Annotated in this window: 22 protein-coding genes and 5 pseudogenes; 9 read left to right on the top strand and 18 right to left on the bottom strand. The window is 50.4% G+C overall.

The features are described from left to right. Positions 1 to 1,731: pseudogene (locus tag C1P89_RS00125) on the top strand (Tn3-like element TnAs1 family transposase); the annotation flags it as partial. Between the two features lie 169 nt (positions 1,732 to 1,900). On the opposite strand, the pseudogene C1P89_RS00120 reads toward C1P89_RS00125, so the two are convergent. The 16 genes and pseudogenes from C1P89_RS00120 to C1P89_RS00055 form a co-directional block, all read right to left on the bottom strand. After that, a pseudogene (locus tag C1P89_RS00120) lies at positions 1,901 to 2,433 on the bottom strand (phospholipase D family nuclease). After that, positions 2,433 to 3,428: an ATPase, T2SS/T4P/T4SS family gene (locus tag C1P89_RS00115; RefSeq protein ID WP_000128596.1), complete on the bottom strand. Its 996-nt coding sequence runs from the start codon at positions 3,426 to 3,428 to the stop codon at positions 2,433 to 2,435. The pseudogene C1P89_RS00120 and the gene C1P89_RS00115 overlap by 1 nt, the downstream one beginning before the upstream one ends. A gap of 41 nt (positions 3,429 to 3,469) precedes the next feature. After that, positions 3,470 to 4,629, bottom strand: a pseudogene (gene virB10 / locus C1P89_RS00110) (type IV secretion system protein VirB10). Beyond that, a complete protein-coding gene (locus C1P89_RS00105) occupies positions 4,629 to 5,513 on the bottom strand; it encodes a TrbG/VirB9 family P-type conjugative transfer protein (protein ID WP_000735067.1) in 885 nt (294 codons plus the stop codon). Before C1P89_RS00105 ends, virB10 begins: the two are co-directional and overlap by 1 nt. Before the next feature lie 10 nt (positions 5,514 to 5,523). Continuing rightward, positions 5,524 to 6,222 carry a VirB8 family type IV secretion system protein gene (locus C1P89_RS00100; protein WP_000646594.1) on the bottom strand — a complete coding sequence of 233 codons (699 nt, stop codon included), beginning with the start codon at positions 6,220 to 6,222 and terminating at the stop codon, positions 5,524 to 5,526. After that, positions 6,212 to 6,358 carry a conjugal transfer protein TraN gene (locus C1P89_RS00095; protein WP_001257173.1) on the bottom strand — a complete coding sequence of 49 codons (147 nt, stop codon included), beginning with the start codon at positions 6,356 to 6,358 and terminating at the stop codon, positions 6,212 to 6,214. Before C1P89_RS00095 ends, C1P89_RS00100 begins: the two co-directional genes overlap by 11 nt. Positions 6,359 to 6,440: 82 nt before the next feature. Beyond that, positions 6,441 to 7,481: a TrbL/VirB6 family protein gene (locus tag C1P89_RS00090; protein WP_000886022.1), complete on the bottom strand. Its 1,041-nt coding sequence runs from the start codon at positions 7,479 to 7,481 to the stop codon at positions 6,441 to 6,443. A 15-nt stretch (positions 7,482 to 7,496) separates the two neighbouring features. After that, positions 7,497 to 7,724 carry an IncN-type entry exclusion lipoprotein EexN gene (eexN, locus tag C1P89_RS00085; protein WP_000734973.1) on the bottom strand — a complete coding sequence of 76 codons (228 nt, stop codon included), beginning with the start codon at positions 7,722 to 7,724 and terminating at the stop codon, positions 7,497 to 7,499. A gap of 7 nt (positions 7,725 to 7,731) precedes the next feature. Next, positions 7,732 to 8,445 (bottom strand): TrbJ/VirB5 family protein, encoded by a 714-nt coding sequence (locus C1P89_RS00080; RefSeq protein ID WP_000749362.1) that lies wholly within the window; start codon positions 8,443 to 8,445, stop codon positions 7,732 to 7,734. A 75-nt stretch (positions 8,446 to 8,520) separates the two neighbouring features. After that, a complete protein-coding gene (locus C1P89_RS25675; RefSeq protein ID WP_243666936.1) occupies positions 8,521 to 9,207 on the bottom strand; it encodes a VirB4 family type IV secretion/conjugal transfer ATPase in 687 nt (228 codons plus the stop codon). Then, on the bottom strand, positions 9,204 to 10,526 hold the full coding sequence (locus C1P89_RS25670; protein ID WP_243666935.1) for a VirB4 family type IV secretion/conjugal transfer ATPase: 1,323 nt from the start codon (positions 10,524 to 10,526) through the stop codon (positions 9,204 to 9,206). Before C1P89_RS25670 ends, C1P89_RS25675 begins: the two co-directional genes overlap by 4 nt. Continuing rightward, positions 10,447 to 11,064 (bottom strand): hypothetical protein, encoded by a 618-nt coding sequence (locus C1P89_RS25665; RefSeq protein ID WP_243666934.1) that lies wholly within the window; start codon positions 11,062 to 11,064, stop codon positions 10,447 to 10,449. Before C1P89_RS25665 ends, C1P89_RS25670 begins: the two co-directional genes overlap by 80 nt. Continuing rightward, positions 11,064 to 11,381: a VirB3 family type IV secretion system protein gene (locus C1P89_RS00070; RefSeq protein ID WP_000496058.1), complete on the bottom strand. Its 318-nt coding sequence runs from the start codon at positions 11,379 to 11,381 to the stop codon at positions 11,064 to 11,066. Before C1P89_RS00070 ends, C1P89_RS25665 begins: the two co-directional genes overlap by 1 nt. Positions 11,382 to 11,430: 49 nt before the next feature. Then, on the bottom strand, positions 11,431 to 11,724 hold the full coding sequence (locus C1P89_RS00065) for a TrbC/VirB2 family protein (RefSeq protein ID WP_000209137.1): 294 nt from the start codon (positions 11,722 to 11,724) through the stop codon (positions 11,431 to 11,433). Positions 11,725 to 11,733: 9 nt separating this feature from the next. Next, complete coding sequence (gene korA, locus C1P89_RS00060) at positions 11,734 to 12,015, bottom strand: transcriptional repressor KorA (RefSeq protein WP_000440698.1); 282 nt, start codon at positions 12,013 to 12,015, stop codon at positions 11,734 to 11,736. 8 nt (positions 12,016 to 12,023) lie between these two features. Further along, a complete protein-coding gene (locus C1P89_RS00055) occupies positions 12,024 to 12,476 on the bottom strand; it encodes a transglycosylase SLT domain-containing protein (RefSeq protein ID WP_243666933.1) in 453 nt (150 codons plus the stop codon). Positions 12,477 to 12,868: 392 nt separating this feature from the next. On the opposite strand from C1P89_RS00055, the gene C1P89_RS00050 reads away from it, so the two are divergent. The 6 genes from C1P89_RS00050 (at position 12,869) to C1P89_RS00025 (ending at position 15,091) form a co-directional block, all read left to right on the top strand. Continuing rightward, on the top strand, positions 12,869 to 13,174 hold the full coding sequence (locus tag C1P89_RS00050) for an H-NS family nucleoid-associated regulatory protein (protein WP_000960954.1): 306 nt from the start codon (positions 12,869 to 12,871) through the stop codon (positions 13,172 to 13,174). Between the two features lie 15 nt (positions 13,175 to 13,189). Beyond that, positions 13,190 to 13,567 carry a hypothetical protein gene (locus tag C1P89_RS00045; protein ID WP_000504250.1) on the top strand — a complete coding sequence of 126 codons (378 nt, stop codon included), beginning with the start codon at positions 13,190 to 13,192 and terminating at the stop codon, positions 13,565 to 13,567. Next, complete coding sequence (locus C1P89_RS00040; RefSeq protein ID WP_001749965.1) at positions 13,530 to 13,844, top strand: TrbM/KikA/MpfK family conjugal transfer protein; 315 nt, start codon at positions 13,530 to 13,532, stop codon at positions 13,842 to 13,844. The genes C1P89_RS00045 and C1P89_RS00040 overlap by 38 nt, the downstream gene beginning before the upstream one ends. A gap of 35 nt (positions 13,845 to 13,879) precedes the next feature. Then, positions 13,880 to 14,191 carry a hypothetical protein gene (locus C1P89_RS00035; protein WP_001452736.1) on the top strand — a complete coding sequence of 104 codons (312 nt, stop codon included), beginning with the start codon at positions 13,880 to 13,882 and terminating at the stop codon, positions 14,189 to 14,191. 260 nt (positions 14,192 to 14,451) lie between these two features. Continuing rightward, positions 14,452 to 14,889, top strand: coding sequence for a restriction endonuclease (locus C1P89_RS00030; protein ID WP_020325134.1), 438 nt, complete (start codon positions 14,452 to 14,454; stop codon positions 14,887 to 14,889). A 4-nt stretch (positions 14,890 to 14,893) separates the two neighbouring features. Next, positions 14,894 to 15,091 carry a hypothetical protein gene (locus C1P89_RS00025; protein ID WP_013188474.1) on the top strand — a complete coding sequence of 66 codons (198 nt, stop codon included), beginning with the start codon at positions 14,894 to 14,896 and terminating at the stop codon, positions 15,089 to 15,091. Positions 15,092 to 15,110: 19 nt separating this feature from the next. Here C1P89_RS00025 and C1P89_RS00020 read toward each other — a convergent pair. After that, positions 15,111 to 15,381: pseudogene (locus C1P89_RS00020) on the bottom strand (IS1 family transposase); the annotation flags it as partial. Positions 15,382 to 15,474: 93 nt separating this feature from the next. On the opposite strand from C1P89_RS00020, the pseudogene C1P89_RS00015 reads away from it, so the two are divergent. After that, positions 15,475 to 16,907: pseudogene (locus C1P89_RS00015) on the top strand (DNA cytosine methyltransferase). A 32-nt stretch (positions 16,908 to 16,939) separates the two neighbouring features. Here the strand turns inward: C1P89_RS00015 and C1P89_RS00010 are convergent. Next, complete coding sequence (locus tag C1P89_RS00010) at positions 16,940 to 18,148, bottom strand: type II restriction endonuclease (RefSeq protein WP_000110242.1); 1,209 nt, start codon at positions 18,146 to 18,148, stop codon at positions 16,940 to 16,942. Positions 18,149 to 18,392: 244 nt separating this feature from the next. Between C1P89_RS00010 and C1P89_RS00005 the strand changes: the two genes are divergently transcribed. Next, the coding region (locus C1P89_RS00005; protein ID WP_151350955.1) for a recombinase family protein at positions 18,393 to 18,973 on the top strand (581 nt) is incomplete at its 3' end.

Below are 18,973 nucleotides of genomic sequence, written 5' to 3'. Positions count from 1 at the left end.
GCAGCCGTGCAGACCCTGCGTGAGATGAACGCCGACAACCTGCGCAAGGTGCCGGCCGATGCACCCACGGCCTTCATCAAGCCGCGCTGGAAGCCGCTGGTGATCACCCCGGAAGGCCTCGACCGGAAATTCTACGAAATCTGCGCCCTGTCCGAGCTGAAGAACGCCCTGCGCTCCGGCGACATCTGGGTCAAGGGCTCGCGGCAGTTCCGCGACTTCGACGACTACCTGCTGCCGGCCGAGAAGTTCGCCGCACTCAAGCGCGAGCAGGCCCTGCCCCTGGCGATCAACCCGAACAGCGACCAGTACCTGGAAGAGCGTTTGCAGCTGCTGGACGAGCAGTTGGCCACCGTCACCCGCCTGGCCAAGGACAACGAGCTGCCCGATGCCATCCTCACCGAGTCAGGGCTGAAAATCACCCCGCTGGATGCGGCGGTGCCGGATCGGGCGCAGGCGCTGATCGACCAAACCAGCCAGTTACTGCCGCGCATCAAGATCACCGAACTGCTGATGGACGTGGACGACTGGACGGGCTTCAGCCGCCACTTCACCCACTTGAAGGACGGGGCCGAGGCCAAAGACAGGACGTTGCTGCTGTCCGCAATCCTCGGTGATGCGATCAACCTCGGGCTGACCAAGATGGCCGAGTCGAGCCCCGGCCTGACCTACGCCAAGCTGTCCTGGCTGCAAGCCTGGCACATCCGCGACGAAACCTATTCGGCGGCCTTGGCCGAGCTGGTCAACCACCAGTATCGCCACGCCTTTGCCGCCCACTGGGGCGACGGCACGACCTCATCCTCCGATGGCCAGCGCTTCCGCGCGGGTGGCCGGGGCGAGAGCACCGGGCACGTCAACCCGAAGTACGGTAGCGAGCCGGGACGGCTGTTCTATACCCATATCTCCGACCAGTACGCGCCGTTCAGCACCCGCGTGGTGAATGTCGGCGTCCGCGATTCCACCTATGTGCTCGACGGCCTGCTGTACCACGAGTCCGACCTGCGGATCGAGGAGCACTACACCGACACGGCCGGCTTCACCGATCACGTCTTTGCCCTGATGCACCTGCTAGGCTTCCGCTTCGCGCCGCGCATCCGCGACCTCGGCGAAACCAAGCTGTACGTGCCGCAGGGCGTGCAAGCCTACCCGACGTTGCGCCCGCTGATCGGCGGCACCCTGAACATCAAGCACGTGCGTGCCCACTGGGACGACATCCTGCGCCTGGCCAGCTCGATCAAGCAGGGCACCGTCACCGCCTCGCTGATGCTGCGCAAGCTCGGCAGCTACCCGCGCCAGAACGGACTGGCCGTGGCCCTGCGCGAGCTGGGCCGGATCGAGCGCACGCTGTTCATCCTGGACTGGCTGCAAAGTGTTGAACTGCGCCGCCGCGTGCATGCCGGCCTGAACAAAGGTGAGGCGCGCAACTCGCTGGCCAGGGCGGTGTTCTTCAACCGCCTTGGGGAAATCAGGGATCGGAGCTTCGAGCAGCAGCGCTACCGGGCCAGCGGCCTCAACCTGGTGACGGCGGCTATCGTGCTGTGGAACACGGTGTACCTGGAACGCGCCACCCAGGGGTTGGTCGAGGCCGGCAAGCCGGTGGACGGCGAGCTGCTGCAATTCCTGTCGCCGCTGGGCTGGGAGCACATCAACCTAACCGGCGATTACGTCTGGCGGCAGAGCCGCAGACTGGAAGACGGGAAGTTTCGGCCCTTACGGATGCCCGGAAAACCTTAGCGTACGATTTTTTCCGAATTCTGCGGGCTCCCCTTTAAGCTATCTTGCTGATATTTCTGTTTTTCGATTTTTGCCGGCGCGATGCCGGCGACGTTGGCCAGCTGCCCCGGGCGCGATACTGAGATCAGTTTCTTTGAACAAAAAAAAACCGCCTTTTGGCGGTCAGTATTCAGTAGCTGGAACGGTAGTCTCTTCCCTGATTCCAGCGGTCTTGCCAGTGTTCGAGGAATGATTCAGCGAGCTTAGGCATGTTCCAGATCACCACCGCATTCTCCGAGTTTTTCGTTTCGGCCGCTTTGGTGAAATTAAAGCTGCCAGTTTCAACGGTCACATTATCCACGATGATCACCTTGTCATGCTGGATAGGGAAATTACTGTCAGTACGCAAAGGGATGCCGCTGTTCGCTATGTAGTTCATGGCCGCAATGCTGGCGCGCCCCGTATTGCCCCTTTCATCAATTACGATTTTCACATCAACTCCCCGTTTTTTGGCTGCTACCAGTGCCTTCATAATATCCGGGCGGTAAAAGAATAAGCCATCATCCGTATCGAGGTTTTTGCGGAGTCAATGGCGCTCAGGACGAGAACGCGGGCGCTTCCTTCAGGCGAGTAGCCAACCTGAACGGATGGTTCCACCGCAAAGGCGGGCAGGGCGGCTGTCGTAAATGCTGCGGCCAGAAGCCAGGTTGCTAATTTTTTCATTACAGGCTCCCGTTCACACACTGCATTTTATATTCAGGATCAAAATAAATTTCTTTGATTTTCCGCTTTTCCATATGCACCACAACGTCAATGGTGGAGTAGAGCATTCGCATAATATCGCTCATATCGAGCATACGGCCGATAGGGGTCGCCTTGATAAGCAGCCCAATACGGTTAAAAGCATCGCGCGCAGAGTTAGCGTGCGTTGACATAACACCGCCTGGATGGCCGGTATTAAGTGCTTTAAGATAATCCCACGCAGCATCATCCCTAAGCTCAGTCATGATGATACGGCCCGGTGTCAGACGCATACAGGCTCGCAGGGCATCAGTGGCGCTGACGCGGCCGATCTTTCCTGCATCGCCGTACATCATATAAACGGCTTCTACAACGTGATCGACCGTGACTTCGTGAACGTCCTCTAAAATAATTACACGCTCGTCTTTATGTAGCGATTTTAACAGCGCGCGCGTGAGTACCGTTTTCCCCGACCCGGTTTCACCGCAGATCACGATAGTGCGTTTCTTCTCAACGGCGGTTTGCAGGAATGCGGGCCATTTTTCGCTGCTGTGCAGCTCTTTAAGGAAAAAATCATCATCCGTTAGGCTTTGCTTGCTGCCGGTAATCTTCCGGCAGTCACTGAAAATCCCCTCGCTGGTCAGCTGCTCCAGATTTTTATCGGCCGCCAAATCCTTACGAAACGCTACGGCCGTTGTACCGTCAATCACCGCAGGGGGCAGACAGATAACGCCCCTGATCCCGCCAGGCAGGATCACGTCATTAATGGCCTGCATGGTCAGCTTGTTGCTGCTCACCAACGATTTAGCAAGGTTCCTAATAAAATCTGCCGTAATTGCCGCGTTCTGCACAACCCTGCGGCCGCTGAACGTATCACAGATAACTTCCTGAAAGCAGTTAATGCGAATTTCAAAAACAGTAGGATCTTCTAAATACTCGCGCAGTGGGCCAAGTTGATAGAAAGCTGCATCAGTCATGATTACTCCTGAAGAAAAGCGGGCGCTAAGCGCCCACTTTTTTAGTTGTCTGCGAGCGTATAAACGCCGCTGAAATCGAGGTCGCGGGCAACAAAAATGCTCACCGCATCACCCTGCTGATCGTAGAGGGTAGGGGGATAGACATGTAAGAGCGGAGTGCTTCAGACGCCAGCTGCCCACCGCTGTTTTCTGTGCTGTTGTACTGAATGTTATTACTCTGCGTCTGGTTAACCAGCGCCGTTAAGGTGTCAGAGAACAACGAAATCATGATCGCACCACGCAGACGCTCCCACATATGGGCATCCACCTGGCCCGGAATCCCCGCGCTGCCGAGTGAGTTCGTTCCGGCACTGTCAATATTAACGATTGTCCCGTCCTGGTCATTGCGGATACGCTCCCAGAGAACAAACACGCGCGCCTGGCCGTCTTTGATACCACCGGTAATCTGCCCGTCAACCCATGAGCCTTTATCAATCAGCCTAACGAGTCCATCAGCTGAGTAAACGTCCTGTGAAACCCGGCAGGAAACCTGACCCGGAACAGTGGTATCCAGCTCGGTGCCGGTACCACAGGGGATCATTTTGCCTTTCGGAACAGTCAGGCTGGGATTAGCCATGACTCCAGCGCGGCTAGCCTTCAGCCTTGCAGGAGTCAGGTTTTTAGCGAGTGCTGAACTACCTTCGCTTGTTTCGTTGTCCTGGGGCTGCACTCCGGGACTATTGCTTGTAGCCGCCTGATTAGTCTGGGCCAGCTCGCCGCCCAGACGACGCTGCATAGCCAGTTCTTCAGGCGAAGGTTCTTTACGCTTATTAGAGGTACGCGCGCCGGTATTGCTGCTGCCCGCATCTGCATCTGCCTGTGCGGCAGCCTGCACAGCACGGGCATCAGTGGCGCTATTCTGCGCAGTTGCAGGTTTATTAACATCAGGATCGCTGTTAAAGCTGTAGTTTGGCAGTGTATTGGCCTGTTGCGCTTTACCACCGTCTTTATCAGCTTCAGCTTTAGCCGGGGCGCGAATTTTACCCATGACCGTAATCCCGATGAATACCAAAGCAAGCAGCGCCATCAGTATGACAAAGGCTTTCATACCAGGAGCCGAACGGCGGTTACTGCCATTAAATCCGCCACGCTCGCTTTCAAATTCACCGTCTCCGGTGTTTTCATCGAGTTCCTGATCTACATCGACACTTTTACGGGCCATCAGTTATCCTCCCCAATTTGAACCCTGCGCACATCCGGGGAAGCCGTACCGGTTGCTACCGCACCGGCGCCCGGCGCGAAATTATTATTACGAACGCCAACGACTTTATCGCCCAGACGAATACGCCACTCTTTAGCGACGGTTTCCACCTCGATGATGTTGCGGTTCTCACCCACAACATGAGAGTTAGGCAGCGTTTCTTTGCCACTGGCCGAGATCATGTAGACCTGCGGTAGCTCCGCATTGGCCGGAAACTCAAACCGGGTAAAGCGGTAGTTATCCCAGACGTGAACCGGCTGGATACTGCGCATTTCAGGCTGTTCGCTCATTACGTACTGATAGTTCTTCGCCCCCGCAAAAGCCGTCTGCTTCAGCTTCTGCGTAATGCGTTTTTTATCAGCCGCGCTTTTGGCTTTTTCCTGCTGCTCAAACGGATATTCATAGGTCAGCTGAAGAACGGCATGGCGCACAGCCCACGGCGTTTCAATAAAGGATTTTGATACCGTACCGTCTGCATTTTTCTTCGTTTCTTCACCGATGAAATGGAGGACGATGTTATAGGTGCGCTTATCGGTGACGATCACCAGGTTGGTATCACTCATGGCCTGTTTCGGCTTCACAAAAAAATGGTTCATTTTGTGCGCAAACGTCCAGCTTTCAGAATCGCCAAAAGCATGAGTGATATAGGTTTCGTCAGGCGCGACAACAATGTGGGTAGCCACACCGGCGACAGCGTCAATTTTGACCACATTAACAGGGTTATAAACAACGCTTTTAATGCGATAGTCATAAGGAGAATTGCGGCCAACCTCAAGCGCCATAACGTTAGTGGCCGCGCCTCCCAGGACTGACAAAACGACTGCTGAAAGAAGTAGTTTTTTCATGGGGCAGCCCTCAGTTAACTTCCGGGTTGACGCGATAACTCGTCACGCGGAAACCCAGCGGGTTGACATAACGCTGCTCAGCATTCATCGCCAGCGATTTATATTCATACCCCATAATGGCAATCCAGCGCTGCGGCTGATCATCAACGGGATTGCTGCGCACGCGGCGAACCGTAGTAAAGCGTATTGTTGCTACGCCGTGCGGTTTATCGAGGATCACAGAGTTAATCTTCACGCGAGTCGTTTCACTGTCACCCAGAACCTTATCAAGACCATTGCGACCCTTGAACTTGCTCTGGTAAGACTCTGCCACGTTCGGCGTGGACATTAAGCCAACGGCCGTATAGTCGACCTGAACTGAATAGAAGTCATAGCTCTCACGGTGAATGACATATTGTGTCAGCCAGAACTTATCAATTTCGTCACCATAAGAGGTCTGGTCGCGGGTCAGCTTGACCTGCTGTACTTCGTGAGTGGCCTCGTTGAGCGTTAGCAGATGTGCGGGGATTGGCTGGCTGTACTTATGCACTACGTAACCAACTAAAGAGAGTGCAAAAACAGTTACCACCGCTGAACCGGTGGCAACCATCCAGGCGGTACGCCGGGACTTCAGCACTTCATCCATCAGATCAACTTCAAGCCCTTTACGGCTTTCGTTGAACTCTTTAATGGCTTCACGTGTAAGCCCTGTTTTTTTATTAGCTTTCATTTGCACCACCTTGCGTATCAACCGGGATTGTTTTGTTTACTGGAACGGTGTTGCTCCAGTCCGGCTCCGGTGGCGGTTTATGCCCGCTGGAACAGGCGCTAATCAGAAGAACTCCCATAAGCAATAAGCTGCGCATTACGGCATCCATTATCGGTTGTTGAACGTACCAATTATAATAAGTCGTCGAAATTGCAATTTCAACGACTTTTGTTTTAATTTTATGCAGCCTTCTTCCCGCGACTGCCCCTTGCCTTACCACTTAAATTAGAACCACTGCTTCCTCCGCTGTTGCTGCCACTTCCTCCACCTGCCGATTGCTGGCCGCCGCCGGTATTACCGCCCCGGAACGCATTACCGCCAAACATGCCATGACTACCCATGTTGCCAAGCGCCTGCATTGAAGAACCGGTAGAACGTGCAGCATCTGCGACACCGGCACTGATACCGCTACCCCAGCTCTGGGCGACCTGCGGGATCTGAAACAGAACAAAGATAGAGATAATGGTCAGCAGCAGCGCGGCCATAGAGCCAGTGATAGATGAATAGGCCGCATCGGAGTTCATCGAGGACAGAAGGTTGTCGAACATCTGCATGATGAAACCAAACACGAGAGCCAGCACGACAACGACCAGCCCGTAGTTGATTACCGATCCAAGCCAGCGCGCGAAGATGTTTTTTGTTGGCCCCCACAGCAGGCAGAAAATGGCAATCGGGCCGAAACAAAGCGTAACGGCAAGAAGGATTTTCGCCATGATCACAAAGCCCGCACCGAGGCCACCCAGCACAACGGTAGCAACCAACATAATTCCGCCAATGGCATATGCGGCCAGACCGCTTGACGAAAATACATCTGCCGCATCCCACGCTGTATTTACAATCCTGACGCCTTTTTCAATACCGCTATCAATGATCGCCGGTACGCCGCTGGCTTCGACTTTATCAGGGGAAGATAAGATGCCAGCAAAATCATCTGGCATGTGAAGCGCCACATTAACCAAATCCTGCTGAAACCAGCCGCCTGCCGTCGCAAAGCTCAGGATAAGGGCTATAGATAGATACTCTTTAATCAGCGAGCTTAGGCTGTCGCCTGCCCCCGGATTAAACATCGAGTACAAGCCCTGCATCATCAGCTTTATGGTCAGACAGGTTGCCACCAGAGGCGTAACGTCAGAGATAATGGTGGCAACGTTGGCGCTCACCATTGACGTAATCGCCCCGTCTACTTTTGCGAAAATGTCTTGTACCAGGGTGAATGCCATATTGCCTCCTTACTCTTAAATTTTCGGTGAGTTAATTTCACCGTCCTCTTTACCGTGAACAAACAGCTGGCGATCAGCCTCACGCGCGTTTTTGCAGTCTGGCTTCTGGAGTTCATCAGCATTCTTCTTGCACTCCTCGATCGTTGCCTTGCGCTCTTTGTCATGCTTTTTGTACCAATCAACGTCATGCGAAGCGTCGCAGGCCACCAGGAAGAAAGGGATAAGCAGCAGTAGTTTTTTCATAATTTCCTCAGTTAATTGAAGGTGACGCGGTAACGTCCCCACCGGTTCCAAAAACAAAATTACGGGTCGCACGATCCTTCTGTGCGCGCAAAAGTTTGTCCTGCGATTGCTGTAACATATTCATCAAATTCAGCTTCGCCTGCTCACCCTGTATAGCGCCTTGTGACGTCTGGATACGTGCTTGCAGGTCGGCAATGGATTTCAGGTCTGGCGTCGATTTAATCTGCTCCGTCAGCGCCTGCATATCGCTCAGCTCTTGCATCTGGTTGTTGTAGGCTTTTTCGGCCATCACACGGTCGTAAGCACCTTTTTCCGCCAGCTTTTTGTTCATATAGGCGATTGCTTCGCTGGGCGTCATGTCGTCAACCTCAGCATTAAACTGGCCCATCATGCTGTTAACAGAAGGCGTGACCGACGAACTGGAGTTCATCGCGTCGCTGTACACCTCTTTCCAGTTGTCAGGCAGGTTATTCGCCAGCGTATTGGTTGACGTCCCCAGCAGATCGCCCAGGTTGGTTGTTTTAGCCATCGACTCATACATATTTTTCTGCGTCTCCAGCTGGCTTTTAAGCTGCTCCAGCTGTTGAGCCATTTGTTCAAGCTGTTCACCCTGTTTAATCAGCTCGGTGGGGTTGGATACGATGATGCCAGCGGAGGCGCTTTGCGCGCCCCCAAGAATCAAGCCGGTGGTCAGCAGCACTGCCGTAAGTGATTTTTTCATGGAGTTTTGCCTCGTTGTTAAGCCGTCAGGCGCCAGTATTCTTTGAGCCATACTTCAGGGTCATTACCGAGCCGTTCAAACCAGCTCATGCGCAATTTCGGCGTTTTGTGGTTCACCGGACAACACGCTAAGTACGTTGTCCATTGTCTTAATATCTGCATCAATATCGTCGCTGTTGCGAGGGTAGAGATTGAAAGAAGCAATCGCAGACTGTTGCCCTTGTTTAACCAGGAACTGTCTGGAGTGTTCGGTAATCGACATCAGCGCGTCGTATTCAGCATCAGTAAGGAAGGCATAATCCTCTCGGATAGCTTCCGGATCGCGCAGGCAGATTTTTGTGACGGTCTGCGACATGATCGTGCGGCCAATACGGCTGGACAGCGCATCGTTCGGCTCCTGCGTGGCAAACACATAGATAGCGTCTTTCTTACGGTCAGTTTTGATACCACGCTTAACTTCACGCTCGATAACCGGATCGTCAAGGTAGGCGTGGAACTCGTCAAAGCACTGAATGACGCGGCGTTTGCCGTCGATGGAGTCACGTACCCGGTACAGAAGGTACATCATGAGCGGAGTACGGGCCGGGCTGGATACTTCCTCTTTGGCTGCGATAAACTCGGATAAATCGAAGCCAAAAATATCATTCGCGCTGAGATCCAGGCTGTCTTTATCATTGTCAAACAGCCAGCCATACTGGCCTTCGCGCGTCCATTCGCGCAGCAGCCCTTTCAGTGATACGCCATTTTCCACAACTTCATTCACGTACCCGTCCAGGATCGTAACGGTGCGCGCCTCGCGTGGAATAAGTGAGCCTTCCCCATAACCGCATCAACGCCTTCAGCCAGTTCGGTAGCCATCGTTGCGCTGATAGGCCCGTTATTGGTGGTTTCCACACAAATGCGGAACAGGTTTTTAATGAGGGCAATATTGCGTTTGGTCGGTTCAATCTGAAGCGGGGCAAACCCGGACGGCATACCCTGTTGCAGAACTTTATAGTAGCCACCAACGCTTCGAATGAACGGCTCCATACCGCGGTCACGGTCATAAACAAAAAGTCGCGGGTTGTACTTCATTGACTGCGCCAGCAGGAAGTTAAGCAGCGTGGTTTTACCTTCCCCCGACATACCCGTTATTAACGCATGGCCCAGTGGGCGTTTACCGTAGGAAAGTTCTTCAAGCGGGGTCACATGGAAATTAAAATAGAGTGGCGTACCGCTGATCGTGCGGAACATGGTCAGCGCTGGCCCCCACGGGTTATTGTCAGGCTTGCCACGCATAAAATTGTGGAACGGGCTGAAGTGCAGGAAGTTCCATGAGTTTATCGGAACCGGGCGCGGCGCCCATTTCTGGTTGCCAGGCAGTCTCGCATAATATGCAGCCTCAGAGGCCAGGCTGAGAGTCCCACCAACCACGCCACAGCCGGTTAGCATAACCTTCACACGACGCGCTTTGCGCTGTACCGCGTTTTGGTCATTATCCCAGACATGCACGGTTCCATGATGGTAGCCCATCACGAACTCTCTGGACGTCAGCATATCGAGCGCGGTACCAAGCTGTGCCAGCTGGCTTTGCGCACGGTCGCGCGTTTCCTGCAAAGATTTTTCCTGATGCGTCAGAAACGTTTTAGCTGAAGATTCAGAGAGGCAAGAAAAACTCTGCGTCAGAAGGTATTCAAAATCGGCTTCTTTAAGCATGTTAAGCTGGCCTGGCTCTGTATCTTCTTCGTATTCACGAAATTCAATGCCGGTGGTATAGAAGTTGTGATCTACCGTTCTGATCTGGACAACATCCCCCCACAGGGAGCTAACAGGGCGGTTGTCCATGATGTACTCACGGATACGATCACGGCAAACAGGCACGATGGCCCATTCCATATTTGCGAGGAAATAAAGGAACTCCAGCGCTTTTGAATAAGCGTGAGCCTGCGAAGGTTCAGGCTCGTTGCGTTCGATAACAATGGCTTCGTCAAAAATGTCTGATTCATCGACTTCAGCAAGTTCTTCACGTTCTTTTTTTATCAGGCGCAGGAATTTCAACACCGCGTTTGTCACGATAATAGATACCCAACTGCTGAATGCCATACGGCTTCATTGCTTCCAGGATTTGTTCAGAAATATCTTCCAGACCTTCAAGCGCCTCATTCTGCATTTGCTGAATTTCATCACGAGTCGGCTTTTCAAATTTCGCCAGAAACTTCTGTGTTTTATCCCCTACCTGTTTGTAAATAACGGTCAGATAAAGGTCATTAATCAGCTGCTTGGAATCACCGTGCAACTTACGGTTATATTGATCAATATAAGCAGGGAAAAAATGGTCATACTCACCATCCGGGTACTCTTTAGCCTCATGGTGATATTCATGCGTCCACAGCTCTACATGGTCTGTTCCGAAGCTCTTGACCAGCGTATTAAGGTCTTTATGCCAGGTGACCAGTTCCCGATCTGATGCGCAGTCATGTGTGCGGCCATCCAGCTTGAAAAAAGCCATCAGATCGCCGTTTTCCATCGAAATCACGTAATCATTGAGGTGATAAGAATAGGGCAAATACTTTTTATTTACTGATGGCTCCTTACGGTAGGCATCAATTTTTTTTGGCTTCGTAGCGGTGGCAGCTCTCATTATTTTAAACCCTTACGTTTGTAGTCAACAGAGGAATAAGACGATCCTCCCCACTGCTTAAACGGAGAATCAAACCAATTACTGAATTTGGTTTTCAACCACAGGCCCATAATTCGAAACATGCGGTCGTCATATTTTGTTAATGCAGCTGAAGGAATCCACAAAAAGACGAACACCAGGATCGCCCACATATGAATAATCATAAAAAGCGAGGCAGAAATCATGAATATCATCATAGCTACATTACGTGGTACACCCAGCGCGCGAGGTAAGCGAGTCGCACCTTTGAAAAGCGGTCTTTTCCCGTCAACGAACATCTTTGTAGTCCTCACTTTGGGGGACAAAAGTCCCCCCTTTTCGCGTTGTTCAGCTTCCTACGCCCGTCAGGGAAACCAGATATGATGCAGAACCAATACCAATCAGAGAGATTACGATACGAGGAATAAAGCTGGCTGGGATTACGTGAAGCATCCACATAAAGCAACTAACCATGATCGCAATAGCACAACCAATTGGAATCCATGTGCTCAACCACGTCTGGATTGATGTAGCGGTTGATTCACCAGTATCGGTGCCAGCGGCCAGCGCAATTTGCGGCAGGGCAATGGACAAAACGCCCATAACTACCGCAGGGCCATACTTCTTAAACAACGTGGTCATACTTTCTCCTTACTCACTATCTTCTGTTGATTGCAGATTTAACCGGCATTCTTCAACGCCACACTTATCTTTCAAAAACTCTGCCAGTAGCCTTAAATCAGCCCAGGTTCGTAGCTCATGCTCTTTGTTAACCCGAATGGAACATGCGATCTGGCCCAGCTGTTCATCGTCTATCTGAAAAACGGGATACCACTTCTTTAATGAAACCCGTTCTATCGTTACCTCCTTCACTTTTCCTGCTTCAAATAACTCCAGGATCTGTGATTGCAATACAAGATACAAACGTTCCATTCATAACCTCATTCCCCCTTCGCTGTTTCCTGTCTGGTTAAAAAGGCATCCGTATTATTTCGGCTGAAGGCATCGCCATCACCAGAACCAAAAACATCTTGTTCACCGTCATACTGCGGCGCCGTACTTTTTGCCTGCTGAGGCTCATTCGCGGTGCTGTCCTCACTGGTCTGGCCGTCAGGTAGCAGCGTAGGGATTTTCAAATCAGTTGATTGACGCGCCACGTTGATAACTTTCGTGACATACCCGTTAGAAATCCCGTTTGTGAGTGAGCCGGTGTTGTAGCAGGAAAGCGCGTGTCTCAGCGCAACCTGCCCGGCTGGGTAGGATTTCAGGGCGCTATCATAACAGGCTTTAAGAATGGTCTGGCTCGCCCGCAGGTTGATGCAGGGTTTGAAAATATCGTCAACCGAAAGACCCAGGCCCACTAAATTATTTGAGTTAATTTGTGCAAGGCCCATATCAAAACTTTTATTATCCTTCAGCAGAACTTTCGCAACGCTGACGGCCTCAGCTTCAGTACGCGGTTGCTGTTTTTAACTGAATACTACCGTTAATATTGATCCTGTACGGTCCATTTGAGGACTCATGGCCGACGATGTACGCCATCGTTAAGGGTGAAAACATCAGGCGCACATCTCTGCGCAAGCCTGGCAACTTCATCGGAGGCAGGCGCAGCACTGGCACGGCCAGCACAAGCAAGGCAGGCCAGAGCGAGAACCAGGAGTTTTGGATGTTTACTCATTTATGTTTCACCGCGTAATTGTAATTTCGACGACTTTTGTTTATGATAAGGGCTAATGAGATCGTGTCAAGAAGAAACGAAAAGAAAACCGCTGAAGGAAGGAAGGTGATGCTGGTTCCCCTGAAATCAGAAAAACGACCAAAAGGCGAACCCGTGTATCGTGACCCGGATAACCCTTTTAATACGTGGACTGGTATAGGGAAGCGCCCGGCCTGGCTAACTGCAAAATTGGACGCTGGCATTAGCCTGGAAGCCATGAAGATGCAGGGCGTAGCCAACCCCAGAGAACATAGACCAGCAAAATACCGCGACCCCAGGAACGCAGAAAATACCTGGTCCGGGACTGGCCGCCGACCCACATGGCTCAAAGAGCTGCTTGATAGTGGTTTATCACTTGATGATCTGAAGATATAACCGGAGGGTATAAAAATGGGCGAACTTATTGATTTTGCGGAAAGGCAAAAAAGCAGAAGGAAGAAAAAAGCATCTTCCATTCCGCCCATTTTTAGAAAATTTCGTGTCCATGCGTTCAGGTTACTCGCCAGCATCATCAAATCCGGCTCTTATTCAGTTGCTTATATCGTTAAAAAAATTACAGGAAAGTTAATCAAGTTTTACACAATTTTAACGATTTTCATTTTTGTTGTCGAATATATTGCAGGCGATATAGGTTACAAATCCATTTATAACGCAGCGTTATTATTAATATTACTTACCTTTATCAACATTCTGGCGAGTGTATATCTGAACAAACTGTTAAGGACAAAAAATGAAGAAACTCTTAATACCTCTGATAGCAGCTGGTAGTCTGCTTTATATTCCTGCCAGCCATGCTGAAGATCCCTGCAAAGTTATTATGTGCATGGCGGGCAAGCTCACCGGCGATAGCGGCGGAAGCGAGTGTAACAGTGCTGAAGCTGCTTTCTTCAATATCGTTAAAAAGAACAAGCACGGCTTTTTACCCAACCACACGAAGGATGCTAGGAAGGCTTTTCTTAATGAATGCCCGGATAATGGCGAAGGTGGAAGTAACCAGTCGATGATAAGCCAGATCATAAGTAAATACGGGAAAGTTCGCTTATAGGCGAACCAGGAATAATCTCAATTTAAGGAGCCAACGTGAAAAAAATAATATTAAGTGCATTAGCCTGTACAGCTCTCTTAACTGGTTGCGTCAGCCAGGATAAAGGTAATGCGATGCAGAGCCAGCTGAATAACCAGCAACGCCAGATTAACGAATTATCCGTTCGTTTGCAGTCTGCGGAGTCCCGGCTATCAAAGCAGGAAGAAAAGCTGCGCAACGAACTGCTGCAATCCAGCGGCTATTGCTATCTGAATGGCGCCCGCTACTCGACCGGCACCGTACTTTACGGGCGGATTTGCCAGAATCAGTCAGGCAGCGCTTCGTGGCAGGTATACAGCCGTCGCTAAACATCAGGGCGGTTTAACCGCCCTTTTCTTTACCCTCAGAAAGCCCACTATGACCATGATCCCCTTCCCCACTACAGAAAACCTTATTCTATGGGCTTGCAGCGCCATCGTACTGCTTGCCGTTGTATTCTTCCGGCGTTCAGTACGGCACAGGCGACACAAAAGGAAGCAGCAAAGTGCGCGGCGGGTGCTGGAGCGCATAAAGACGTTGCCGGGCTTCCCACAAAAAATTAACTACCTGAGAAAAATTGATTCCTTTTGTGTTTGAAGAACTGTTGCTGGAAGGATTTGAAGCGCATGGCTTCAGAACCATCAGAAACAAACGCTATACCGGCGATGGAGGCATTGACGGCCAGGTAATAATAGGAAAATATCGCTATCTTATTCAGGCTAAACGCTATCGCGGCCATATTGCTTTACAGCACGTACAGGAGTTCGAGAAGTTGCTTAAACGTCATAACTGTCGCGGTCTGTTTTGCCATACCGGGAAAACCGGCGCAGGTTCAAAATCTGTCAGTATTGCCAGTGAACGGATGGAGATTATCAGCGGCCAGCGCCTGATAGATTTGCTCACGCCCGGTAGCTCCTTCACTATCGCAACCGCCCCGCAGACGATGATGAAGCGTACCGCAGCAACGCTAGAAACGAGCACCATTGTTAAAGATGCCGGTAAAGAAAATCGATACCATGAGAGTTAATTAAATGAAGTCAGTAACTATAGAAGCAAAAACATTTGCTGAAATGTTAGGAATAACAGAAGGTGAGTTAATCTTTGCCATTAAGAAAACTCGCACATTCAAAAACAAGACAATCCCACAACCTCATGAGCCACATAAATCAAATAATAGATTTTTATATTCAGACGTAATGAGGTTTATAGAATCACTAAAAGACAAATAGAACCGGTAATGACTCCAACTTACTGATAGTGTTTTATGTTCAAATAATGCCCGATGACCTTGTCATGCAACTCCACCGATTTGAGAACGACAGTGACTTCCGTCCCAGCCTTGCCAGATGTTGTCTCAGATTCAGGTTATGTCGCTCAATGCGCTGAGTGTAACGCTTGCTGATAACGTGCAGCTTTCCCTTCAGGCGGATTCATACAGCGGCCAGCCATCCGTCATCCATACCACGACCTCAAAGGCCGACAGCAGGCCCAGAAGACGCTCCAGCGTGGCCAACGTGCGTTACCTAAAACCTGTTTAAATATCCAGATAAAAACATTCAATCTGGGTCAAATGAGTGATACAGTTTCACCCATAAGACCCAATGGAGGCAATATGTCTGAATTTGAATTACTGGCGCAGGATCTGCTTGAGAAGCAGAAGCGGAAGAACAACTGCGACAGGAAAATGATAAAAAGCTGCTCGGGCAGGTGCTGGAAATCTATGACCAGAAGTACGTGGCTGAACTGCTTAGAAAAGTTGGTAAAAATGAGTGGAGTCGCGAGACTCTTAATCGCTGGATTAATGGTAAGTGCTCACCTAAGACGCTGACGTTAGCCGAAGAGGAACTTCTACGAAAAATGCTTCCGGAAGCGCCTGCACATCACCCTAACTATGCCTTCCGGTTTATTGACCTGTTTGCTGGGATTGGAGGTATACGGAAGGGCTTCGAAACCATCGGTGGCCAGTGCGTTTTTACCAGTGAATGGAATAAAGAGGCTGTGCGCACATATAAAGCTAACTGGTTTAACGATGCTCAGGAACACACTTTCAATCTCGATATTCGGGAAGTCACGCTCAGTGATAAACCTGAAGTACCTGAAAACGATGCCTATGCTTACATTAATGAGCATGTGCCGGATCATGATGTACTTCTAGCAGGTTTCCCCTGTCAACCGTTCAGCCTTGCGGGCGTAAGCAAGAAAAACTCGCTCGGGCGCGCGCATGGTTTCGAATGTGAGGCTCAGGGAACACTTTTCTTCGATGTGGCGCGTATTATCCGCGCAAAAAAACCTGCCATCTTTGTTCTTGAAAACGTTAAAAACCTGAAGAGCCATGACAAGGGTAAAACCTTTAAAGTCATCATGGATACCCTCGACGAACTGGGCTATGAAGTTGCGGATGCAGCTGAGATGGGCAAAAACGATCCTAAAGTTATCGACGGAAAGCACTTTTTACCTCAGCACCGAGAACGTATCGTTTTGGTCGGTTTCCGTCGTGATCTGAACATTCACCAGGGCTTTACCCTGCGCGATATTAGTCGTTTTTATCCGGAACAGCGTCCGTCATTTGGCGAACTGCTGGAACCCGTGGTTGACAGCAAATATATACTGACGCCGAAACTCTGGGAGTATCTCTATAACTACGCCAAAAAGCACGCAGCTAAGGGTAACGGATTCGGTTTTGGCCTCGTTAATCCTGAAAATAAAGAAAGCATTGCCCGTACGCTTTCTGCTCGCTATCACAAAGACGGGTCTGAAATTCTGATAGACCGTGGCTGGGATATGGCCACAGGTGAAACAGACTTCGCGAACGAAGAAAATCAGGCGCATCGGCCCCGTAGGCTGACTCCACGAGAGTGCGCGCGCCTTATGGGTTTTGAAAAAGTAGATGGCAGGCCTTTTCGCATTCCTGTGTCAGACACTCAGTCGTACAGGCAGTTCGGTAACTCCGTAGTGGTGCCCGTGTTTGAAGCCGTAGCCAAACTGCTTGAACCTTATATCCTGAAAGCGGTTAATGCCGATTCGTGCAAGGTTGAACGAATCTGATCGCTCCTCCCGGTATTTATGCGGGAGATAATCTATGGAATATCTGCGTAAAGCTCTGTCAGCTCAGCAATAAACGCACCTAGCGTCATTAGCTCAGCTCTCACCGCCTCCGGGTATTTTTTGTGCAGAGATGATGGCACGACCAATCTGACACCCGACTCCCGCATCTCCCGATATTGAGCCAGAGAAACTCCCTCCTGGAGTGTAAACAGATGCACCTGATGAATTTTATCGGCCTCATTCAGTATCTGACGCCAGCGATCCTTACAGGTAGTCTTGACTGCCAGCATGCGCAGATTTTCTACGGGAAACTCAGTATCGTGGTAAGCCCCTGCGGAAGGGAAAAGGAAATCGGGTTTTTTATTACCTTCTGTGATGGCCTGCGTCGAAAAGTGTCGCAGGCCGTGCTCAATGAATAGATGCTCCAGGTGCAGTTCCAGCGACTTCCCGGCTCTGGATTTACGGCGATTGCTGACAGAATTGGCCAGCGCAATAAATTCATCCACAGAGCCAAATCCTTTCCGGATGATATCCAGAACATGCAGTTCCTCAACCAATAGAAATATGTCGTACTCCACGCGCCGGCGGTCAAGAAGTTGCTCATCCGGATCAAGGGAATTTTTCACATAATGGCTGGCTGCATACTGAATAATTTCACTTCCCGACGGAAAGCGCAGGTGCCAGTCTTCAGGTAGAATATATTTATGATTTACTGGCGCTTGCTGTAGAGATAGTCCGCCTAGAATCTGTCCTGCGGGGCCGGATATAAGCGCTCCGGGTATAACTTCACCAATAGCGGTCTCAATGACGTCCTCTTCATCAGTGCTGGCGCATACCCAAATATTTACTTCCTTACAGTCCCCCCCTTGCTCATCAAGCTTGAAAGCTAGGAGCGTCAGAGCACCTGTATTTTCAGGATTCTGAAGTGGGCTGCCTCTACCCCAGCGGGTAATCCTTTTTTCATTCCGGGTTTTACCAAAATGACGGCTGTTATAATAAATTGCCCGGGCTTCGCTGTCAGGGCAATCATGCGATGACACATGTGCGGTGAGAAAAACCGAAGGGTTCAGTTCACGGGTATGGTTGATAGACGGAAAGAGTTTTTCAACGATACCTGAAGGGATATAAAGTCCTACCTGGTGACCACCTGTTGCGCCGGTATCGTTGGCGGAAAGGCGTTTGATGTAGACGAAGTAATTCTCACATGCGATCTCGAGTAGCCAGTTGTGGAAAACCGACATAAACATCCCCTGTTACCCTGAAACTCTACTCACCATTTTTTCATAATTATATACAAACAGCCAGAAAGGCTGTTACAGGCGATTTGATCTGCAACCTATTGGTTAAATTAATGTATCAAAAACGATGGTTTCTGTGACACATCCCTATAAGCAGTTGCCTATACAATAAAACGCTCTCCGGCTGTAACAAAACCCGTTACAGTATCAATACAACAAAAACGATGTAACAAAATAGGGTGGCAAAATGATAATCGGCTATGCGCGTAAATCGACACATCTTCAGGATGTAACGCATCAGGTTGATGAACTGACAAAAGCGGGTTGCGAGCAAATCTATCATGAACAGATCTCACGCGGCGGCACTAAACGCGCCAAAAATGGTGCCCCGGAACTGGAGAACTGTCTGAAGGCATTGCGCGAAGGTGATACCCTGGTTGTTTGGGCGCTTGATCGGCTCGGCGGTTCATTGAGCCAGGTGATTACGTTGCTTGACGACCTGAAAAAGCGCGGAATCACCTTTATAGCCATCAAAGACAGAATAGATACTAGCGCTCCTGTTATCGGGGAAATCTATACTCATCTGATGGCTATATTCTCTAACTTTGAACGCAACCGCAATATTGAACGAACGAGATCTGGACTCGCAGCTGCTCGCGCAAGGGGCCGTGTAGGGGGAAGAAAACCGTCACTTTCGGAAGATGATATTAAGCAAATGAAAATTCTGCTTGCTGATCCTGAATTGACAGTAGGAGCTGTTGCGAAGCGCTTCAATGTTTCTCGCATGACTATTTATCGCTACACGACAAAAGGCAACCATTCAGAGAA

Origin of the sequence: Shigella sonnei (assembly GCF_002950395.1) — a bacterium.
Classification (GTDB): domain Bacteria; phylum Pseudomonadota; class Gammaproteobacteria; order Enterobacterales; family Enterobacteriaceae; genus ECMA0423.
Note: the sequence above shows the minus strand (reverse complement) of the source record. Positions and strands in the feature narration are given on the sequence as shown.

What these genes read in the sequence shown, in the direction of transcription:
- C1P89_RS00115 (WP_000128596.1), bottom strand. Translation starts at nt 3,428, where the DNA reads ATGACTGATGCAGCTTTCTATCAACTTGGCCCACTGCGCGAGTATTTA.
- C1P89_RS25665 (WP_243666934.1), bottom strand. Translation starts at nt 11,064, where the DNA reads ATGAGAGCTGCCACCGCTACGAAGCCAAAAAAAATTGATGCCTACCGT.
- C1P89_RS00050 (WP_000960954.1), top strand. Translation starts at nt 12,869, where the DNA reads ATGCTGGTTCCCCTGAAATCAGAAAAACGACCAAAAGGCGAACCCGTG.
- C1P89_RS00070 (WP_000496058.1), bottom strand. Translation starts at nt 11,381, where the DNA reads ATGTTCGTTGACGGGAAAAGACCGCTTTTCAAAGGTGCGACTCGCTTA.
- C1P89_RS00045 (WP_000504250.1), top strand. Translation starts at nt 13,190, where the DNA reads ATGGGCGAACTTATTGATTTTGCGGAAAGGCAAAAAAGCAGAAGGAAG.
- C1P89_RS00095 (WP_001257173.1), bottom strand. Translation starts at nt 6,358, where the DNA reads ATGCGCAGCTTATTGCTTATGGGAGTTCTTCTGATTAGCGCCTGTTCC.
- C1P89_RS00025 (WP_013188474.1), top strand. Translation starts at nt 14,894, where the DNA reads ATGAAGTCAGTAACTATAGAAGCAAAAACATTTGCTGAAATGTTAGGA.
- C1P89_RS00100 (WP_000646594.1), bottom strand. Translation starts at nt 6,222, where the DNA reads ATGAAAGCTAATAAAAAAACAGGGCTTACACGTGAAGCCATTAAAGAG.
- C1P89_RS00080 (WP_000749362.1), bottom strand. Translation starts at nt 8,445, where the DNA reads ATGAAAAAATCACTTACGGCAGTGCTGCTGACCACCGGCTTGATTCTT.
- C1P89_RS00010 (WP_000110242.1), bottom strand. Translation starts at nt 18,148, where the DNA reads ATGTCGGTTTTCCACAACTGGCTACTCGAGATCGCATGTGAGAATTAC.
- C1P89_RS00105 (WP_000735067.1), bottom strand. Translation starts at nt 5,513, where the DNA reads ATGAAAAAACTACTTCTTTCAGCAGTCGTTTTGTCAGTCCTGGGAGGC.
- C1P89_RS00065 (WP_000209137.1), bottom strand. Translation starts at nt 11,724, where the DNA reads ATGACCACGTTGTTTAAGAAGTATGGCCCTGCGGTAGTTATGGGCGTT.
- eexN (WP_000734973.1), bottom strand. Translation starts at nt 7,724, where the DNA reads ATGAAAAAACTACTGCTGCTTATCCCTTTCTTCCTGGTGGCCTGCGAC.
- korA (WP_000440698.1), bottom strand. Translation starts at nt 12,015, where the DNA reads ATGGAACGTTTGTATCTTGTATTGCAATCACAGATCCTGGAGTTATTT.
- C1P89_RS00090 (WP_000886022.1), bottom strand. Translation starts at nt 7,481, where the DNA reads ATGGCATTCACCCTGGTACAAGACATTTTCGCAAAAGTAGACGGGGCG.
- C1P89_RS00040 (WP_001749965.1), top strand. Translation starts at nt 13,530, where the DNA reads ATGAAGAAACTCTTAATACCTCTGATAGCAGCTGGTAGTCTGCTTTAT.
- C1P89_RS25670 (WP_243666935.1), bottom strand. Translation starts at nt 10,526, where the DNA reads ATGGCATTCAGCAGTTGGGTATCTATTATCGTGACAAACGCGGTGTTG.
- C1P89_RS00055 (WP_243666933.1), bottom strand. Translation starts at nt 12,476, where the DNA reads ATGGGCCTTGCACAAATTAACTCAAATAATTTAGTGGGCCTGGGTCTT.